The sequence below is a fragment of the Hydrogenophaga sp. genome, assembly GCF_011772445.1.
GTDB lineage: Bacteria > Pseudomonadota > Gammaproteobacteria > Burkholderiales > Burkholderiaceae_C > Hydrogenophaga.
The window spans coordinates 71,602-85,922 of sequence record NZ_WVZN01000034.1 but is presented as its reverse complement, the minus strand read 5'-3'; the positions used below and the strand labels follow the sequence as shown (position 1 = coordinate 85,922).

General features: G+C 72.1%; 15 protein-coding genes. 8 read left to right on the top strand and 7 right to left on the bottom strand.

Features of this window, described 5'->3' with window-relative positions:
- Positions 1 to 715 (top strand): FecR family protein (locus GTO19_RS14560; RefSeq protein WP_291021734.1); only part of this gene is annotated, 715 nt, incomplete at its 5' end.
- A gap of 18 nt (positions 716 to 733) precedes the next feature.
- Here GTO19_RS14560 and GTO19_RS14555 read toward each other — a convergent pair.
- Positions 734 to 1,645, bottom strand: a complete 912-nt coding sequence (locus GTO19_RS14555; protein ID WP_291021733.1) for a glutaminase — start codon at positions 1,643 to 1,645, stop codon at positions 734 to 736.
- A 44-nt stretch (positions 1,646 to 1,689) separates the two neighbouring features.
- Between GTO19_RS14555 and GTO19_RS14550 the strand changes: the two genes are divergently transcribed.
- From GTO19_RS14550 to GTO19_RS14535, 4 genes are all read left to right on the top strand, one after another.
- Positions 1,690 to 2,595 carry a class I SAM-dependent methyltransferase gene (locus tag GTO19_RS14550; RefSeq protein WP_291021732.1) on the top strand — a complete coding sequence of 302 codons (906 nt, stop codon included), beginning with the start codon at positions 1,690 to 1,692 and terminating at the stop codon, positions 2,593 to 2,595.
- A gap of 132 nt (positions 2,596 to 2,727) precedes the next feature.
- Positions 2,728 to 5,193, top strand: a complete 2,466-nt coding sequence (locus GTO19_RS14545) for a TonB-dependent siderophore receptor (RefSeq protein ID WP_291021731.1) — start codon at positions 2,728 to 2,730, stop codon at positions 5,191 to 5,193.
- Between the two features lie 41 nt (positions 5,194 to 5,234).
- Positions 5,235 to 6,965, top strand: coding sequence for a PepSY domain-containing protein (locus GTO19_RS14540; RefSeq protein ID WP_291021730.1), 1,731 nt, complete (start codon positions 5,235 to 5,237; stop codon positions 6,963 to 6,965).
- Positions 6,965 to 7,237, top strand: a complete 273-nt coding sequence (locus GTO19_RS14535) for a DUF3325 family protein (RefSeq protein ID WP_291021729.1) — start codon at positions 6,965 to 6,967, stop codon at positions 7,235 to 7,237. Before GTO19_RS14540 ends, GTO19_RS14535 begins: the two co-directional genes overlap by 1 nt.
- On the opposite strand, the gene GTO19_RS14530 is transcribed toward GTO19_RS14535, so the two are convergent.
- Both GTO19_RS14530 and GTO19_RS14525 read right to left on the bottom strand, forming a co-directional pair.
- Positions 7,212 to 8,003: a hypothetical protein gene (locus tag GTO19_RS14530; protein ID WP_291021728.1), complete on the bottom strand. Its 792-nt coding sequence runs from the start codon at positions 8,001 to 8,003 to the stop codon at positions 7,212 to 7,214. The genes GTO19_RS14535 and GTO19_RS14530 overlap by 26 nt on opposite strands.
- Before the next feature lie 7 nt (positions 8,004 to 8,010).
- Entirely contained in the window at positions 8,011 to 8,340 is a 330-nt protein-coding gene (locus GTO19_RS14525; RefSeq protein WP_291021727.1) for a hypothetical protein, read from the bottom strand.
- A gap of 121 nt (positions 8,341 to 8,461) precedes the next feature.
- Here GTO19_RS14525 and GTO19_RS14520 point away from each other — a divergent pair, with 121 nt between their 5' ends.
- Positions 8,462 to 9,229, top strand: coding sequence for an FkbM family methyltransferase (locus GTO19_RS14520; protein WP_291025874.1), 768 nt, complete (start codon positions 8,462 to 8,464; stop codon positions 9,227 to 9,229).
- 147 nt (positions 9,230 to 9,376) lie between these two features.
- Here GTO19_RS14520 and GTO19_RS14515 read toward each other — a convergent pair whose 3' ends face one another.
- The 4 genes from GTO19_RS14515 to GTO19_RS14500 all read right to left on the bottom strand — a co-directional run bounded on the left by GTO19_RS14515 (position 9,377) and on the right by GTO19_RS14500 (position 12,748).
- Entirely contained in the window at positions 9,377 to 9,601 is a 225-nt protein-coding gene (locus tag GTO19_RS14515; RefSeq protein WP_291021725.1) for an addiction module protein, read from the bottom strand.
- A gap of 93 nt (positions 9,602 to 9,694) precedes the next feature.
- The gene (locus GTO19_RS14510) at positions 9,695 to 11,275 is read right to left on the bottom strand and encodes a hypothetical protein (protein ID WP_291021724.1); all 1,581 of its coding nucleotides are present in this window, start codon (positions 11,273 to 11,275) and stop codon (positions 9,695 to 9,697) included.
- Between the two features lie 61 nt (positions 11,276 to 11,336).
- Positions 11,337 to 11,957 (bottom strand): YceI family protein, encoded by a 621-nt coding sequence (locus tag GTO19_RS14505; protein ID WP_291021723.1) that lies wholly within the window; start codon positions 11,955 to 11,957, stop codon positions 11,337 to 11,339.
- A complete protein-coding gene (locus GTO19_RS14500) occupies positions 11,954 to 12,748 on the bottom strand; it encodes a CDP-alcohol phosphatidyltransferase family protein (RefSeq protein ID WP_291026668.1) in 795 nt (264 codons plus the stop codon). The genes GTO19_RS14505 and GTO19_RS14500 overlap by 4 nt, the downstream gene beginning before the upstream one ends.
- A 114-nt stretch (positions 12,749 to 12,862) precedes the next feature.
- Between GTO19_RS14500 and GTO19_RS14495 the strand changes: the two genes are divergently transcribed.
- Positions 12,863 to 13,855, top strand: a complete 993-nt coding sequence (locus GTO19_RS14495; RefSeq protein WP_291021721.1) for a zinc-binding alcohol dehydrogenase — start codon at positions 12,863 to 12,865, stop codon at positions 13,853 to 13,855.
- A 16-nt stretch (positions 13,856 to 13,871) separates the two neighbouring features.
- On the top strand, positions 13,872 to 14,297 hold the full coding sequence (locus tag GTO19_RS14490; protein WP_291021720.1) for a 6-carboxytetrahydropterin synthase: 426 nt from the start codon (positions 13,872 to 13,874) through the stop codon (positions 14,295 to 14,297).
- Positions 14,298 to 14,321: the final 24 nt, after the last annotated feature.

Here is a 14,321-nt window from a genome sequence, read left to right as displayed (position 1 = left end):
CGGCCTGCTGGTGCTGGCGGCGGCGCTGGCCCTGCCGGCCGCGCTGGTGCTGCGTGGCCCGCCTTCGCCATGGGGCGCCGAGTTGCGCACCGCCACCGGCGAGCGGCGCGAGCAGGTGCTGGACGACGGCTCGCGCCTGACCCTGGGCTCGGCCACCGCGGTGAACACGCGCTGGTCCGCCGAGCTGCGCCAGGTCGACCTGCTCGCGGGTGAGATCCTGGTGGACGTGGCAAAAGACGCCGCGCGGCCCTTCGTGGTGGAGACGGCGCACGGCCGCATCCGCGCGCTGGGCACGCGCTTCATCGTGCGGCGCGACGAACACGCCACGCTGCTGACCATGATCGAGTCGCGCACGGCCGTGCGGGCCGAGACCGGCGCGGACGAGCTCACGGTCGCGGCGGGCGAACGCGCCCGACTGAGCTCGCAGGGCGTGGAGCGCCTGGACGGGGTGGACCCGCGCGCCACGCAGGACGCCTTCCAGGCCCGTCGCCTGCTGGTGCAGGACCGCCCGCTGCCCGAGGTGCTCGACGAAATCGCGCGCCACCGGCGCGGCCTCGTTCGCTACGAACCTGAGGCTCTGCAAGACATCCGCGTGTCCGCCGTGCTGCCCCTGGACGACACCGACCGCGCCCTGCAGCTGCTGGTAGACAACTTCCCCGGGCTGCGCGTGCGCACCGTGACGCCCTGGCTGGTGCTGGTGGACGCGGCGCCCTGAGCGCGCCGCTTCACCGCCTCAGAACACCGACAGCCCCGTCTTCGCCACGAACAGCTCCAGCGCCTGCCGTCCCAGCCAGGAGTTGCCCGTCTCGTCCAGCGCGGGCGACCACACGCACAGCGTGAGCTGGTCCGGCACCACGGCCACGATGCCGCCGCCCACGCCGCTCTTGCACGGCAACCCGATGCGAAAGGCGAACTCGCCCGCCGCGTCATAAGTGCCGCAGGTCAGCATCAGCGCGTTCACGCGGCGCGTCTGCGCCTCGCTGAGCAGCGGCACGCCGGCCAGCGGGTGGCGGCCGTCGCGGCACAGGTAGCCGGCCGCGCAGGCCATCTGCTCGCAGCTCATGGCGATGGCGCACTGGTTGAAGTACACGTCCAGCACCGTGGCCACGTCGTTGTCCAGCGTGCCGAAGCCCTTCATGAAGTTGGCCAGCGCCGCGTTGCGAAACCCCGTCTCGGCCTCGGAGCGCGCCACCTCGTCGTCGATGTGCACCGCCTCGCCGCACAGCCGGGCCAGCAGCGCCAGCAGCTCGGCCTTGCCGTCGCCCAGCGAGACCAGCCGGTCCGCCACGGCGATGGCCCCGGCGTTGATGAAGGGATTGCGCGGGATGCCGCGCTCGGTCTCCAGTTGCACCAGCGAGTTGAACGGGCTGCCCGAGGGCTCGCGGCCGATGCGCTGCCACAGCGCCTCGCCCTGCGCGCGGATGGCCAGCGTCAGCGAGAACACCTTCGAGATGCTCTGGATGGAGAAGGGCACGGCGCTGTCACCGGCCTGCGCCACCTCGCCCGCGCAGGTGCGCAGGGCGATGCCGAACTGGTGCGGCGACACGCGCGCCAGCGCCGGGATGTAGCGGGCCACCTGGCCGCCCTGGCCCAGGCGCGGGCGCAGCTCGGTGTGGATCTCGTCGAGGATGGTCTGGAAATTCATGGGCCGATTCTGGCCCTGCTGTCTGGCCCCGAGAATGCCGGCCCATGCAAGCCCTGTTCGACGCCATCGCGGCGATGCCCCGCCACACCGACGCCCGGCGGATCTTCCACGGCCGCGGCGGCCTTTACCCCGGCTGCGAGCACCTGGCCCTGGACGCCTTCCCGCCCGTGCTCTTGCTCACGTCTTTCCAACCCTTGAACGAAGCCACGCTGGCCGCCGTGGGCGAGGCGCTGACCGCACGCTGGCGCGAGCTCTCGGACGTACCCCTGTGCTGGATCTACCAGTGCCGCGGCGAAGGCGCCGGCACGCGGCTGATGGCCGGGCAACTGCCCGAGCCGCATGTCGTCACCGAGGCCGGCACGCGCTATCTCGTGCACCTGCTGCGCGGGCAGAACCACGGCCTGTTCCTCGACATGGCCGAGGGCCGGCGCTGGGTGCGAGAACACGTGGATCGCGGCGACACGGTGCTGAACCTGTTCGCCTACAGCTGCGCCTTCTCGGTCGTCGCACTGCAGGCCGGGGCCCGCGAGGTGGTCAACGTGGACATGGCCTCGGGTGCGCTGGCCACGGGCCGCACCAACCACGAACTCAATGGCCTGAAGTCGGGCGCGCGCTTCCTGGCCCACGACATCTTCAGCTCCTGGGGCAAGCTCACGCGCGGCGGGCCGTACGAGCTGGTCATCTGCGACCCACCCAGTTTCCAGAAGGGCAGCTTCGTGGCCACCAAGGACTGGGCCCGGCTGGCCCGCCGCCTGCCGGCGCTGCTGGCCCCGGACGGCCACGCGCTGGTGTGCCTGAACGCGCCCGAGCTGGGGGTGGACTTTCTGCGCGAGGCCGTCGAGTCGAACGCGCCCGAGCTGGCGTTCGTGGAGCGCGTGGCCAACCCGCTGGCGTTCCCGGATGTGTCGCCCGAGCGGGGCCTGAAGGTGCTGGCTTATCGCCGGGCCTGAGCCTTGTCTCTCTCTTTTTTCGGGTGAGCGGTTCCGCTTTCGCGGCGCCGTTCGTCAATGGGGATGAAGGCGGCGAACGCGCCGACCGCGGCGATGCCGCCGCCGCTGACCGACCACCCAAGGATCACCCCGATGCAAGACCCCCAAGCCCCGCGCCGCCCGCGCACCCTCAAGGCGTTGAAGCCCGCCCGCCCACTGGCGCTGGCCGTTCACCTGGCCTGTGCCGCCATGCTGGCCACCGGCGCCGCCGCGGCACAGGCCCAGACCGCGTCAGCCGCCGCCAGCGTGCGGGCCGACGTGCCCGCCGGCCCGCTGGGTGAGGCCCTGAACCGCTTCGCCTTGCAAGCGGGCGCCGCCCTGGTGGTGGACGCGGCCCAGGTGCGCGGCAAGACCAGCCCCGGCCTGCAAGGCACGGTGACGGTGGAGGAGGGCTTCCAGCGCCTGCTGCAGGGCAGCGGGCTGCAACTGGGCCGCACGGCGGCGGGCTATGTTCTGGTGGCCCAGACACCCGCCGCACCAGCCCAGACGCCCCCGCCAGCCACCGGCCAGGCCACGCTGCCCACGGTCACCGTCACGGGCGCTGCCTTCAGCGAGCGGGCCAAGGGCCCGGTGGCGGGCTACGTCGCGCGCCGCTCGGCCACGGCCACCAAGACCGACACGCCGCTGATCGAAACACCGCAATCGGTCTCGGTCATCACCGCCGAAGAGATCGGCGACCGCAAGGCCACGACGCTGGACGAGACCCTGCGCTACACCGCGGGCGTCACCTCCAACTCCAAGCCCTGGGCCTCGGACCAGATGTCGCTGGTGCGCGGCTTCGCGCTGGAGAGCGCCAGCGTGTTCCTCGACGGCCTGCAGAACCCCAGCACCGCTGCCATGGGCTCCATCGAGCCCTACGGCATGGAGCGCATCGAGGTGCTGCGCGGCCCGGCCTCGGTGCTGTACGGGCAGGTGGCGCCCGGTGGCGTCATCAACGCCGTGAGCAAGCGGCCCACCACCGAGCCGGTGCGCGAGATCGGCATCGAATACGGCACCTACGACCGCAAGACCCTCAAGGCCGACGTCGGGGGCGCCATCGGTGAATCGGGCACCCTGAGCTACCGCCTGGTCGGCCTGGTGCGCCGCGCCGACACGCGCCTGGACCACGACCGCGACGACCGCGTGTACCTGGCGCCGTCGCTCACCTGGCAGCCCAGCGCAGCCACGAAGTTCACGCTGCTCGCCAGCTACCAGGAGGACGACCAGTCCTACGCCTGGGGCAACCAGTTGCGCAACCCCGGCGCCTTGGGTCAGCCCGATCCGTCCGTGAACATCGGCGGCCTGGACAACCGCTGGAAGCGCACGAACACCACTGTCGGCTACGAGCTCGAGCACCGCTTCAACGACACCTGGCAACTGCGCCAGAACCTGCGCTACGGCGACCTCGACCGAGAGGGCACGGATGTGTTCAACCTGGGCCTGCGCGCCGACGGCCGCCACATCGGGCGCGCCGTCTCGCCGCGCGTGGCCGAGTGGCGTGGCGTCGCCGTGGACACGCACGCCCAGGCCGACTTCAGCACCGGCGCGGTGGTGCACACGGCCCTGTTGGGCGTGGACTACTCGCGCTCCAAACTGAGCTTCACGCGCCGCAACGCCAACGCGGTCATGCCCGACCTGGACCTGTTCAACCCCGTGGTCGCGCCGCAGCCCCTGACGCCGCACGCCGCGCCCTTCGAAGACGAGTCGCCCAGCAAGCAGCTTGGCTTCTACCTGCAGGACCAGCTCAAGTGGAAGCGCTGGGTGCTCACGGCCGGCCTGCGCCACGACAAGGCCGACCAGTCCAGCCGCCGCATCAACCTGCTCAACGGCGTGGTGACGCCCACCGCCGACCTGTCCACCAGCGACACCACCGGCCGCGTCGGTGTGGTGCACCTGTTCGACAACGGCTGGGCGCCGTACCTGAGCTACGCCACTTCGTTCGCGCCGGAGACCGGGCTGGACGTGGCGGGCCGCTCGCTCGAGCCCTCGCGCGGCAAGCAACTGGAGGCCGGCGTGCGCTACCAGCCCGCAGGCGAGGCCTTCAGCTTCATCGCCTCGGTGTTCGACCTGACACGCGAGAACGTGAAGACCTCGGTCCCGGGCATGGCGGGTGTGTTCCAGCAGACGGGCGAGATCGAGGCCCGGGGCCTGGAGCTGGAACTGCGCGCGCGCGTGGCCAAGGGCCTGAGCGTGATCGGCCAGTACACCAACCTGGACGCGCGCATCACGCGCAGCAACAACGGCGACCAGGGCCTCACGCCCATGGCCGTGCCGCGCCACAACGCCAGCGTGTGGGGCAAGGTCGAGTTCACCGCCTTCGGCGAGCAGCCGGCGTTTGCCGCGCTGGGCGTGCGCTACGTGGGCAAGGCCCGCTCGGGGCAGGATTTCGGCAACGCCGACCTGCGCAACCCGAGCCTCACGCTGGTGGACGCGGCCCTGGGGCTGGACGTGGGCGCCTGGCGCTACACGTTCAACGTCGACAACCTGTTCGACACGCAGAAGCTGATCGACTGCGACGCCACCTTCTGCTACCGCAGCCCCGAGCGCACGCTGCGCGTCGGCGCCAGCTACCGCTTCTGAACGGCGGCCCCGACCGTGAGGCCTGAACGTGGGCCCTGAACATGGGCCGTAAAGCGCAGCGCGCCTGGACCGCCCGCGTCACCCTGGCCGTGCTGGGCGGCTACGGCCTGGCCGCACTGGCCAGCGTGGCAGGCCTGGCGTTCCCCTGGCGCGCCATTGACGGTGTGGTCGCCGGCATGCTGACCAGCTTTGCGGTGGCCACCGCCGTGGCGGTGCTGGTGTTCGCCGTGAAGGCCGGTGCGCGCGGCGGTGTGCGCCCGCGCGTGACCTGGCTGCACACCTGGGCCGGTCTGCTGGCCGCCTGGGTGCTCTACGCCGTGTTCTGGACGGGCAGCCTGGCCTTCTACCGCGAAGAGCTCACGACCTGGATGCAAGCCGAAGCGCCACCGCAGGCCCGCGAGGTGGACGTGGCCGCGCTGAGCGACCGCCTCGCCGCGCACCTGGCCAGCGCCGCGCCCGGCGCCACGCGCTGGAGCATCGAGCTGCCCGACGCGCGCCGCCTCACGCCCACCGCCTACTGGAGCGGCCCCGCCGGCGCGGGGCAGCAGGCCTTCGACAGCGCCACGGGCGAGCCGCGCACCGCCCGCGCCACCGCCGGAGGCGAGTTCTTCTACCGCTTCCACTACCAGTTGCACCACATCCCTTACCTGTGGGGCCGCTGGATCGTGGGCATCGCCGCGCTGCTGGGTCTGGTGGCCATGGTCAGCGGCGTGGTGGTGCACAAGAAGCTGTTCGCCGACTTCTTCACCTTCCGCGCCGGCAAGGGGCGGCGCAGCTGGCTGGACGCGCACAACGCGCTGTCGGTGCTGCCGCTGCCTTTTCATTTCATGATCGTCTACAGCGGCCTGGTGATCCTGGGTTTCCAGTACATGCCCTGGGGGGCGCTGGCCGCGTTCGACGGCGCGGGCGAACGCCGCGCGGCCATCGCGGCCGAAACCGTGGCCGCCTGGCCGGTCGGTGCGCCCAGCGGCCAGGCCGCGCCATTGGCCGCGCTGGCGCCCCTGCTGCGGCAGGCGCAGGCGCGCTGGGGCGCACAGGGCATCGACCGCGTGGTGGTGCATCACCCGGGCGACGCCGCCGCGCGCGTGCTGGTGGTGCGCGGGCCGGCGGGACGGGTGACGCATCGGCGCGAGTTCCTGCTGTTCGACGGGGCCAGCGGCGCGCTGCTGCGCGAAAGCGGCCCGGTGGGCGCCCCGGCCGCTGTACTTGGCGGCCTGTACGCGCTGCACCTGGGGCGCTTCGCCGACCCGGTGCTGCAGGGCATCTGCTTCCTGCTCGGCCTGGCGGGAACGGCCATGGTGGGCACGGGGCTGGTGTTGTGGACGGCGGCGCGGGGACCGGGCGGTGCGGCGGGCGGGGTGGGGCGCATCAACGTGGCCGTGGTCGCCGGGCTGCCGCTGGCCACCGCAGCCTACCTGTGGGCCAACCGCCTGCTGCCAGCGAACCTGCCGCTGCGGCCCGAGGCCGAGATCCAGACTTTCTTCGCTGCCTGGGCCCTGGCCCTGGCCGTGGCGGGTGTGCTTCGCCCGGCGCGCGCCTGGCCGCTGCAGTGGGGTGCGGGTGCGCTGCTGTTCGGCGCGCTGCCGCTGCTCAACGCGCTCACCACGCAGCGACCGCTGTGGCGCGGCTTGGCCAGTGGCGACGCCGTCTTCATCGGCATGGACCTGGCGTGCCCGGCGCTGGCGCTGGGCCTGGGCGCGATGGCCTGGCGCGCGCGCCGCGCGCAGGGACGGGTGCGCGAAGGGCGGCATGAACAGGAGCGCGGCGCGTGATGCACCTGCTGCTGTCGGGCCTGTGCGCGATCGGCTTCGCGGCGCTGGCTCTGGGCATGGCGCGCCACCAGCACGAGCTGCTCGGCCGGCCCTTGCCGCGCGCGGCGGGCCTGGCCTGGCGCGCGCTCGGCGCGCTCACGCTGGCGCTGGCCTGGGGTGTGGCATGGGGCGGGTGGGGCGCGGCGCTGGGCGCGGTGATGTTCTGGGCGCATGCCATGCTGGCCGCGGGCGTGGTTTACCTGGGACTCATGGTTCACCGGCGGACGCTTTGAAACGGCGCGCGACCATGGCCTTCTCGACAGCGTCCAACTGCTTGACATGGAGGGGCGCGATGGGCCGCAAGGCATCCAGGTCCAGGGCGTCGAGCAATTCGATGCCATGCTCCGAGAGAAGGCGTCGGCCCACCTGGCTGCGCGCCAACGTGTAAATGCGCTGGATCCGGGTGCCCAGTCGATCCGACGATCCCGGGTCGGCCGCCAAACGCAGCAAGGCCGCACGCGCCACGTCGACCGCCCACGCCGCCTGGGTGACGACATGGGGCCCTTTCTCATCCAGCAGGCCCACGGCGTTCTGTGCCCGGGACTCCAGCACGTCGAACGGATCCATGACCCGGATGAAGCGGCCCGGCCGCCACTCCACCTCGACGCTGTCGTCGATGACCCGCCGGGTGAACGCCGAGGATTTCTTCAACCCGGCCACGGTGTAGAGCAGGTGCAGCACGTCGATGTTGCGCACCTTCCCGTCTGGCGCGGGCAAACGCAGTTGCGCGACGATGGCCGTGCGGCTGGTCTTCTCGGGCAGTTCGATGCGCGCCTTCAAGGCCTGGGCCAGTTGGATGGCATGGGCCACTTTGCCAAGCGCATCGCCGTCGTTCGAAATGGCCACGCCATCCGGCTCGATGCCGAAGCGGCTCATCCAGAAACCCAGGGCCTGACCACCCACCAGCACCATCTCCGTCCCCATGTTGGACAGGAACCGATCGATGGTGGCCCCATCCAGGGGCGCCGCTGGCGAGGGCAGAACAGGCCGGGTGGCCATGGCCGCTTCAGTACGGCGAGTTGATGAGCTTGAGCTTGCGGGCCTTGCCGCCGGAGAACCAGCTCAATTGGTCCTGGGTGATGCGGCCCGAGCGGGCGTGTGCCAGGTCCGCCCGTTGCCGCTCGCGCTTGAACGCCCACAGCTTCGCATCACCCGCCTCGGCCTGGCTCTTCAGCAGCGAGGCGGCCTGGGCCACCGTCAGACCGCTGGCTTCCAGTGCGGCGCCCATGCGGGCCCAGTGCTCGATCTGCTGGGCCGCGGAACGCGACATCAGTGCACCTTCTTCGCGGGCGCTGTCGAAGAGCGCCGTGCCGATGCGGATGGAATTCGAGGACATGGTGTGTGTGGCAATTTGTGGCAGATTACCACAATGCATCGGCCAGACACAATGCGCTTGCGCCACCAGGGTGGTGTTCGTGTCACCCCAGCGCGGGCCTGGCAGCCGATACAGTGGTGCGATGAAGACGCCGCGCATGCGCTGGACAAGCACGCTGGGCCTGCTGCGCTCGCTGCTGATCTACCGCGCCATTCCCTGGCGCGGCGCGCAGTTGCGGCGCTTCTACCGCCGCTTCGTGCCGGCGGGCGGGCTGGCCGTCGACGTGGGCGCGCACGCGGGCAATCGGGTGGCTGCGTTTCGCCAACTGGGGGCGCGCGTGGTGGCGCTGGAGCCACAGCCGGATTTCGCGCGGATGCTGAGGCGGCGCTTCGCAGGCGATGCGTCGATCGTGGTGCTCGAACAGGCGCTGGGTCGCGGGCGCGGGCAGGCGCAGCTGATGGCGAGCCCGCGCACGCCCACGGTGGCCACGTTGTCGAGCGACTTCGTGGTGCGGGCAGGGGAAGCGCCGTCGTTCCAGGGCGTGCGCTGGGAGCCCGGGCCGCTGGTGGAGGTGAACACCCTTGACGCGCTCATCGCGCAACACGGCCTGCCCGACTTCGTGAAGATCGACGTGGAGGGTTTCGAGCTGGAGGTGCTGCTGGGCCTGAGCCAGCCCCTGCCGGCGCTGTCCTTCGAGTTCGTGCCGGCCGTGCGCGACGTCGCGCTGGGGTGCATCGACCGGCTGGAGGCGCTGGCGGGTGAGGGCGGGTATTGCTACGCGGTGTCGCTGGGCGAGCGGCAGCGGCTGCTGCGGCCGGAGGGAGAAACCGCCGGGGCGATGCGTGAATGGCTTCGGGCCTTGGCGCCAGACGCGCCGTCGGGGGACGTGCACGTCTGGCGCGTGGGGTAGGCGCGGGTGGGGATTGCCGGGGCTACACGCGCTGTTCCCAGTACCCGGGTTCTCGGTGCTGGTGCGCGATGGCAAGGCTGGCGTGCTCGGCGTAGTAAACGGCGGCTTCGCCGAGCTCTGCCTCAGCGTCCGGGTGCAGCCAGTAGCTCACGAAAGTCGAGCACGAACGCGGGCAAGGGCTTCGTCGCCCGGGACCATGTTCATCTCGCCCGCGCGAACGCCATCGCGCCGGCTGCTGGCCAGCTTGAGCCACGCGGCTTGAGCGGGCGATTTCGGCTCGAAACTGGCGATCAGACGCTCGATCAGCTTCGCGCGATCTTCCGGCGGCAAATCGAGCGCCTGCGCTGCAATGTCTTCAACGGGAGTGGTCATGGCCGAACCTGCGACTGGAAGGGATAGAGGATGCCACAGGCGCCGCAGCATGGGGCATTGACATCTTCCGCACCGACGGTTGCCGGGCCTGTCTCAATGCGGTTCGGCGCGTCCGTCAAACGCCAGCAGCAACCAGCGGGTGAGCTCGTGCATGGCGCCCAGCGCCGGCCCGACGGGTTCAAGCCCCGGCGTGAAGCCGATGGCCTCAAAACGGCGGGTCAGTGCCGGGTCGCTGCTGATGACGTGCACCGGCACGTCCCATGAGGCATTGCGCCCCGCCACGCCACCGGGCGGCTGGTGGTCGCCCACCACGACCAGCACCTGGCGGCTATCGGCCGTGCGTTCGAGGTAGCGCGCGAGCCAATCGAACTGGTAGCGCAGGCTGGCGGCGTATCCCTTCTCGGGCGAGTGGCCCGAGGCCTCGGTGGCCAGCGGCCCAAGCGGCTCGTCCAGCAACAGCGGCAAGGGCTCGAAGGGCGCGTGCGTGCTGACCGTGGGAAACACCGCGAACACAGGCCGGCGCTCGGCCTTCGAAGCGCTCAGTTCCTGCTCGTGCAGCAGCGCCATCGCCACCTGGTCGGGGATGCGCCAGTAGCCGACGTCCGGGCCCCGGTAGCCCAGGCGCGGGTCGTCGGCGAAGCGCTCGAAGCCGTAGAACGCCCCCTCGGGCCAGGGGCGCTTGATGCCGGGCATCCAGCCCACCGTGCGGTAGCCGTGCCGCGCGAAATGACCCACCAGCGTGGGGCGTTCGCTGGTCAGCAGCAGCTGGTGGCGCGCCGGATCGGTGACGGCGAGGCCCGTCAGCAGGCTGGCGTGCGAGAGCCACGAGGCACCGCCGAAGGTGGCCGCGCGCACGCGGGCCGACACCACCTGGCGACCACTGGCGGCGAGGGCACGCCGCAGCCGCTCGCGCGACGGCGCCAGCGCCGCGGACAGCCCCCTGTCGTCGAGCGCGACGGCGCCATAGGACTCGGCGAACATCAGCACCACATCGGCCGGGCCTTGCGGGCCATGCAGGGATTGCAGGTCCGTGTCGAACGCCGGGCCATGGCCCAGGGTGGCCTCGCCATGCGCGGGCCACAGCACCTGAGCGAGCAGCGTGGCCTGGTTCCCCACCGTGGGCGCCAGCGGCAGCGAGAAGAACCATCGCGTGTCGCGTTGATCGGGGACGTAGGCCGCGAAGCACAGGGTCAGCGCGGCGGCCGACGCCCCGCTGGCGCGCCGCCATGCGGCGCTGTCCAGCGCGCGCGCCAGCTCCTGGATCGCCCAGCGCGCCACGACCACCAGCGCCACCGCCCCGAGCAGCAGCGCCAGCACCGCGGCCGCCACATGCCACCACGACCAGGACCGCGCCGCGACCTCGATCAGCTCGAGCGCGTGCCGACCGTCCCAGTACAGGTTCACCGGCCGCCCCATCAGCGCGGGCGCGGTCACGTCCGCGTATCGCACCACCACCAGGGCCAGAAAAGCCAGCGCCAGCCCGGTGGCCGCGCGCGCCGACAACGCGCCGCGCCAGGCCACCCAGCCCGCCAGCAGGGCCAGGCCCAGACACAGCTCGTAGGACAGGCGCGGCATGTACAGCACGCCCAGCCCGGGCCAGCGGTTCTCGAAGCTCAGCAGGGTGTTGAGGGCGAAGAACGCCAGGCCGATGCGCAGCCCGCCAGCCAGGCTCAAGGGGCTGCCCTCCGTGCTGCGCACTGCGGTGCCGAGCGCCTTGGGAACGGCCCGGCGGCGCTCACTGGCGCACCGCCTCGAACTCGATGATGAGGTCGACCGTGTCGCCCACCCAGCCGTTGTCCAGCGCGTAGTTCATGCCATAGGCGCCGCGCCGGAAGCTGCCGCGCGCGGACACGCCCATCACGTAGGGCTTGCGCCCGATGCCGCCCAGCGGCGACTCGGCGCTCTTGTTCCAGGTGGCCGTCAGCGTGAGCGGCTGCGACCTGCCGAGCAGCTCGAGCTGGCCGGCGATCTCGAAGCGCCGCTCGGCCAGGCGCTTGGCGCCGTTGGCCGTGAACACCATGCGCGGGAATTCGCCGCTGTTGAGGAAGTCCGGCCCCTTGAGGTGCTCGTCGCGCTTGCGCTGATTGGTGAACACGCTGGCGGTGTCCACCTCGATGCGCACCTCCGACAGCGTGCCGCTGGCCTCGTCGAAGCGGTAGCTGCCGCGCGCCGCGCGAAACGTGCCCAGCACCTTGGCGTAGCCGATGTGGTCGACCAGGAAAGCCACCGTGAAGTGGTCGGGGTCGATCTCATAGCGCGCCGCCTGCGCCTGGGCCAGCAGGGGCGTGCCGAACAGGCCGGCGGCCATGGCGGCGCCCGCGACAAGTCCACGGCGGCGAAGCGTTGGGGTGTTCATGCGCGGGTCTCCTGGGGGTGGCGTTGGCGCGCGACGTGGCGCTGAAGGTGGCGGATGTCGATGGCGAACGAGCTGGCCAGCAGCAGCAGGCTCAGCGCCGCGATGCCCGAGGCCAGCGGCGCGGGCACGATGGGCCCCAGGCAGACGATGAGGGCGGTGATCTGCACCACGCACACCGCCTGCCGGCGCACGCTGGGCGGCAGCGGGCCGGCCAGCCAGGGCAGGAAGGCGGCGGCCGCCACGAAGGCGTAGCGCATCAGGCCCGAGGCCAGCACCCACGGCCCCGCCTGCCCGGCCTGCCACACCAGCGCGCACAGCACCAGCATGAAGGCGGCGTCGGTTTCCATGTCGAAGCGCGCGCCGAAGCGGCTGGCCAGCCCCTGGCGGCGGGCGAGGGCGCCGTCGGCGGCGTCGAGCACGGCCACCACGGTGGCAAAGACGACCAAGGCCCAGCCGCCCGCCGGCTGCGCGGACGGTGGCGCGGCGGGCACGGCTTCGCCCAACAGCGCGGCCACCAGGGCCATGCCGGCCAGGCGCCCCAGCGTGACGCGGTTGGCCGTGCCGAAGCGCGCGTGCGGGTGCCCGCCCAGCCCCAGGCCGCGCCACACCAGCGCGGCGCCCAGGGCGTACGCCAGCAGGGCTTTCAGGGGGTAGTCCGTGCCCAGGCCAGCCGCCAGGGCAAGGCCAGCGGCCGCGCACACGAGCACCAGCGCCGTGCCGGCCAGGGCGCGCCCGGCGTCGAGCCGCAGGGCCTGGGCCGATGCCGGGGTGGTCGCTGCAGCGGGGTTCATGGCGGTGGTGCGGTGGGCCATCTAAGATGAACGGACAACCGCGAGGTTCCTCGCGATGGCGCGCGGACGCAAGCCCTGTTTCCGCGGACCGCCGATCGAGCCGTCCACCTCACCTTGACCGAAGCCGCCCTCACCACCACCGCCCAGGCCTGCTGGGTCACCGGGCCCTCGCGGGCCGAGATCCGCACCGAAACCCTTCCGCCCCTGCGCGAGGACGAGGTGCGCGTGCGCTGCCTGCACAGCGGCGTGAGCCGCGGCACCGAGACCCTGGTGTTCCGCGGCGAGGTGCCCGCGAGCGAGGCGCAACGCATGCGCGCGCCGTTCCAGGCCGGGGACTTCCCCGCGCCCGTGAAGTACGGCTACGTGGCGGTAGGCGTGGTGGAGGCCGGCCCGGCGCACCTGCTCGGGCGCCCGGTGTTCTGCCTGCACCCGCACCAGACCGTCTTCCAGGTGCCGATCGACGCGGTGACCCCCGTGCCCCCCGGCGTGCCACCCGCGCGTGCCGTGCTGGCCGCCAACCTCGAGACCGCCATCAACGCCCTGTGGGACGCCGCGCCGCGCCTGGGCGAGCGCATCGCCGTGGTGGGCGGCGGCACCCTGGGTCTGCTGGTGGCCTGGCTGGCCGCGCGCCTGCCGGGCACCGAGGTGCAGGTGGTGGACCCGGTGGCGGCCCGCGCGGGCATCGCGCAGGCGCTCGGTGCGGGCTTCGCACTGCCGGGCGAGGCGCGGCCCGAAGCCGACCTGGTCATCCACGCCAGCGGGCAAGCGGCCGGGCTGGTCACCGCCCTGCAACTGGCAGGCTTCGAGGCCACGGTGCTGGAGCTGAGCTGGTATGGCACACGCCAGGTGGCGCTGCCGCTGGGCGAAGCCTTCCACGCACGCCGCCTCACGCTGCGCAGCTCGCAGGTGGGGCAGGTGGCCGGCGCGCAACGCGCGCGCTGGAGCCATGCGCGCCGGCTGTCGCTGGCGCTCTCGCTGCTCACCGACCCGGCGCTCGACGCCCTCATCACCCACCGCGCGCCCTTCGACGAGTTGCCTCGCGTGCTGGCGCGCCTGGCCGGCGGGGACACCGAGACCCTGTGCCAGCGCATCGACTACCCCACCTGAGAGCCACGCCACCCCCATGTTCAGCATCACCGTCCGCGACCACTTCATGATCGCCCACAGCTTCCGGGGCGAGGTGTTCGGCCCCGCACAGCGCCTGCACGGCGCCACCTACATGGTCGATCTGGAGCTGCGCCGCCCCGCGCTCGATCCCGACGGCATCGTGGCCGACATCGGCCTGGCCACGCAGGTGCTGCGCGAGGAGCTCGCCCGGCTCAACTTCCGCAACCTCGACGAGCTGCCCGAGTTCGCGGGCCGCAACACCACCACCGAATTCCTGGCGCATGCGCTGTTCCAGCGCCTGGCGGCGCGAATCGCCGCCGGTGAATTGGGCCCGCACGCGGTGCCGGGCAGTGCCTCGGGCGGCCTGGCGGCCATGCGGGTGAGCCTGCAGGAATCGCACGTGGCCTGGGCCGCTTACGAAGCCGCGCTGGTGGCGGGCTGAGCCGGTGCGCGCACCCTGCGTGAT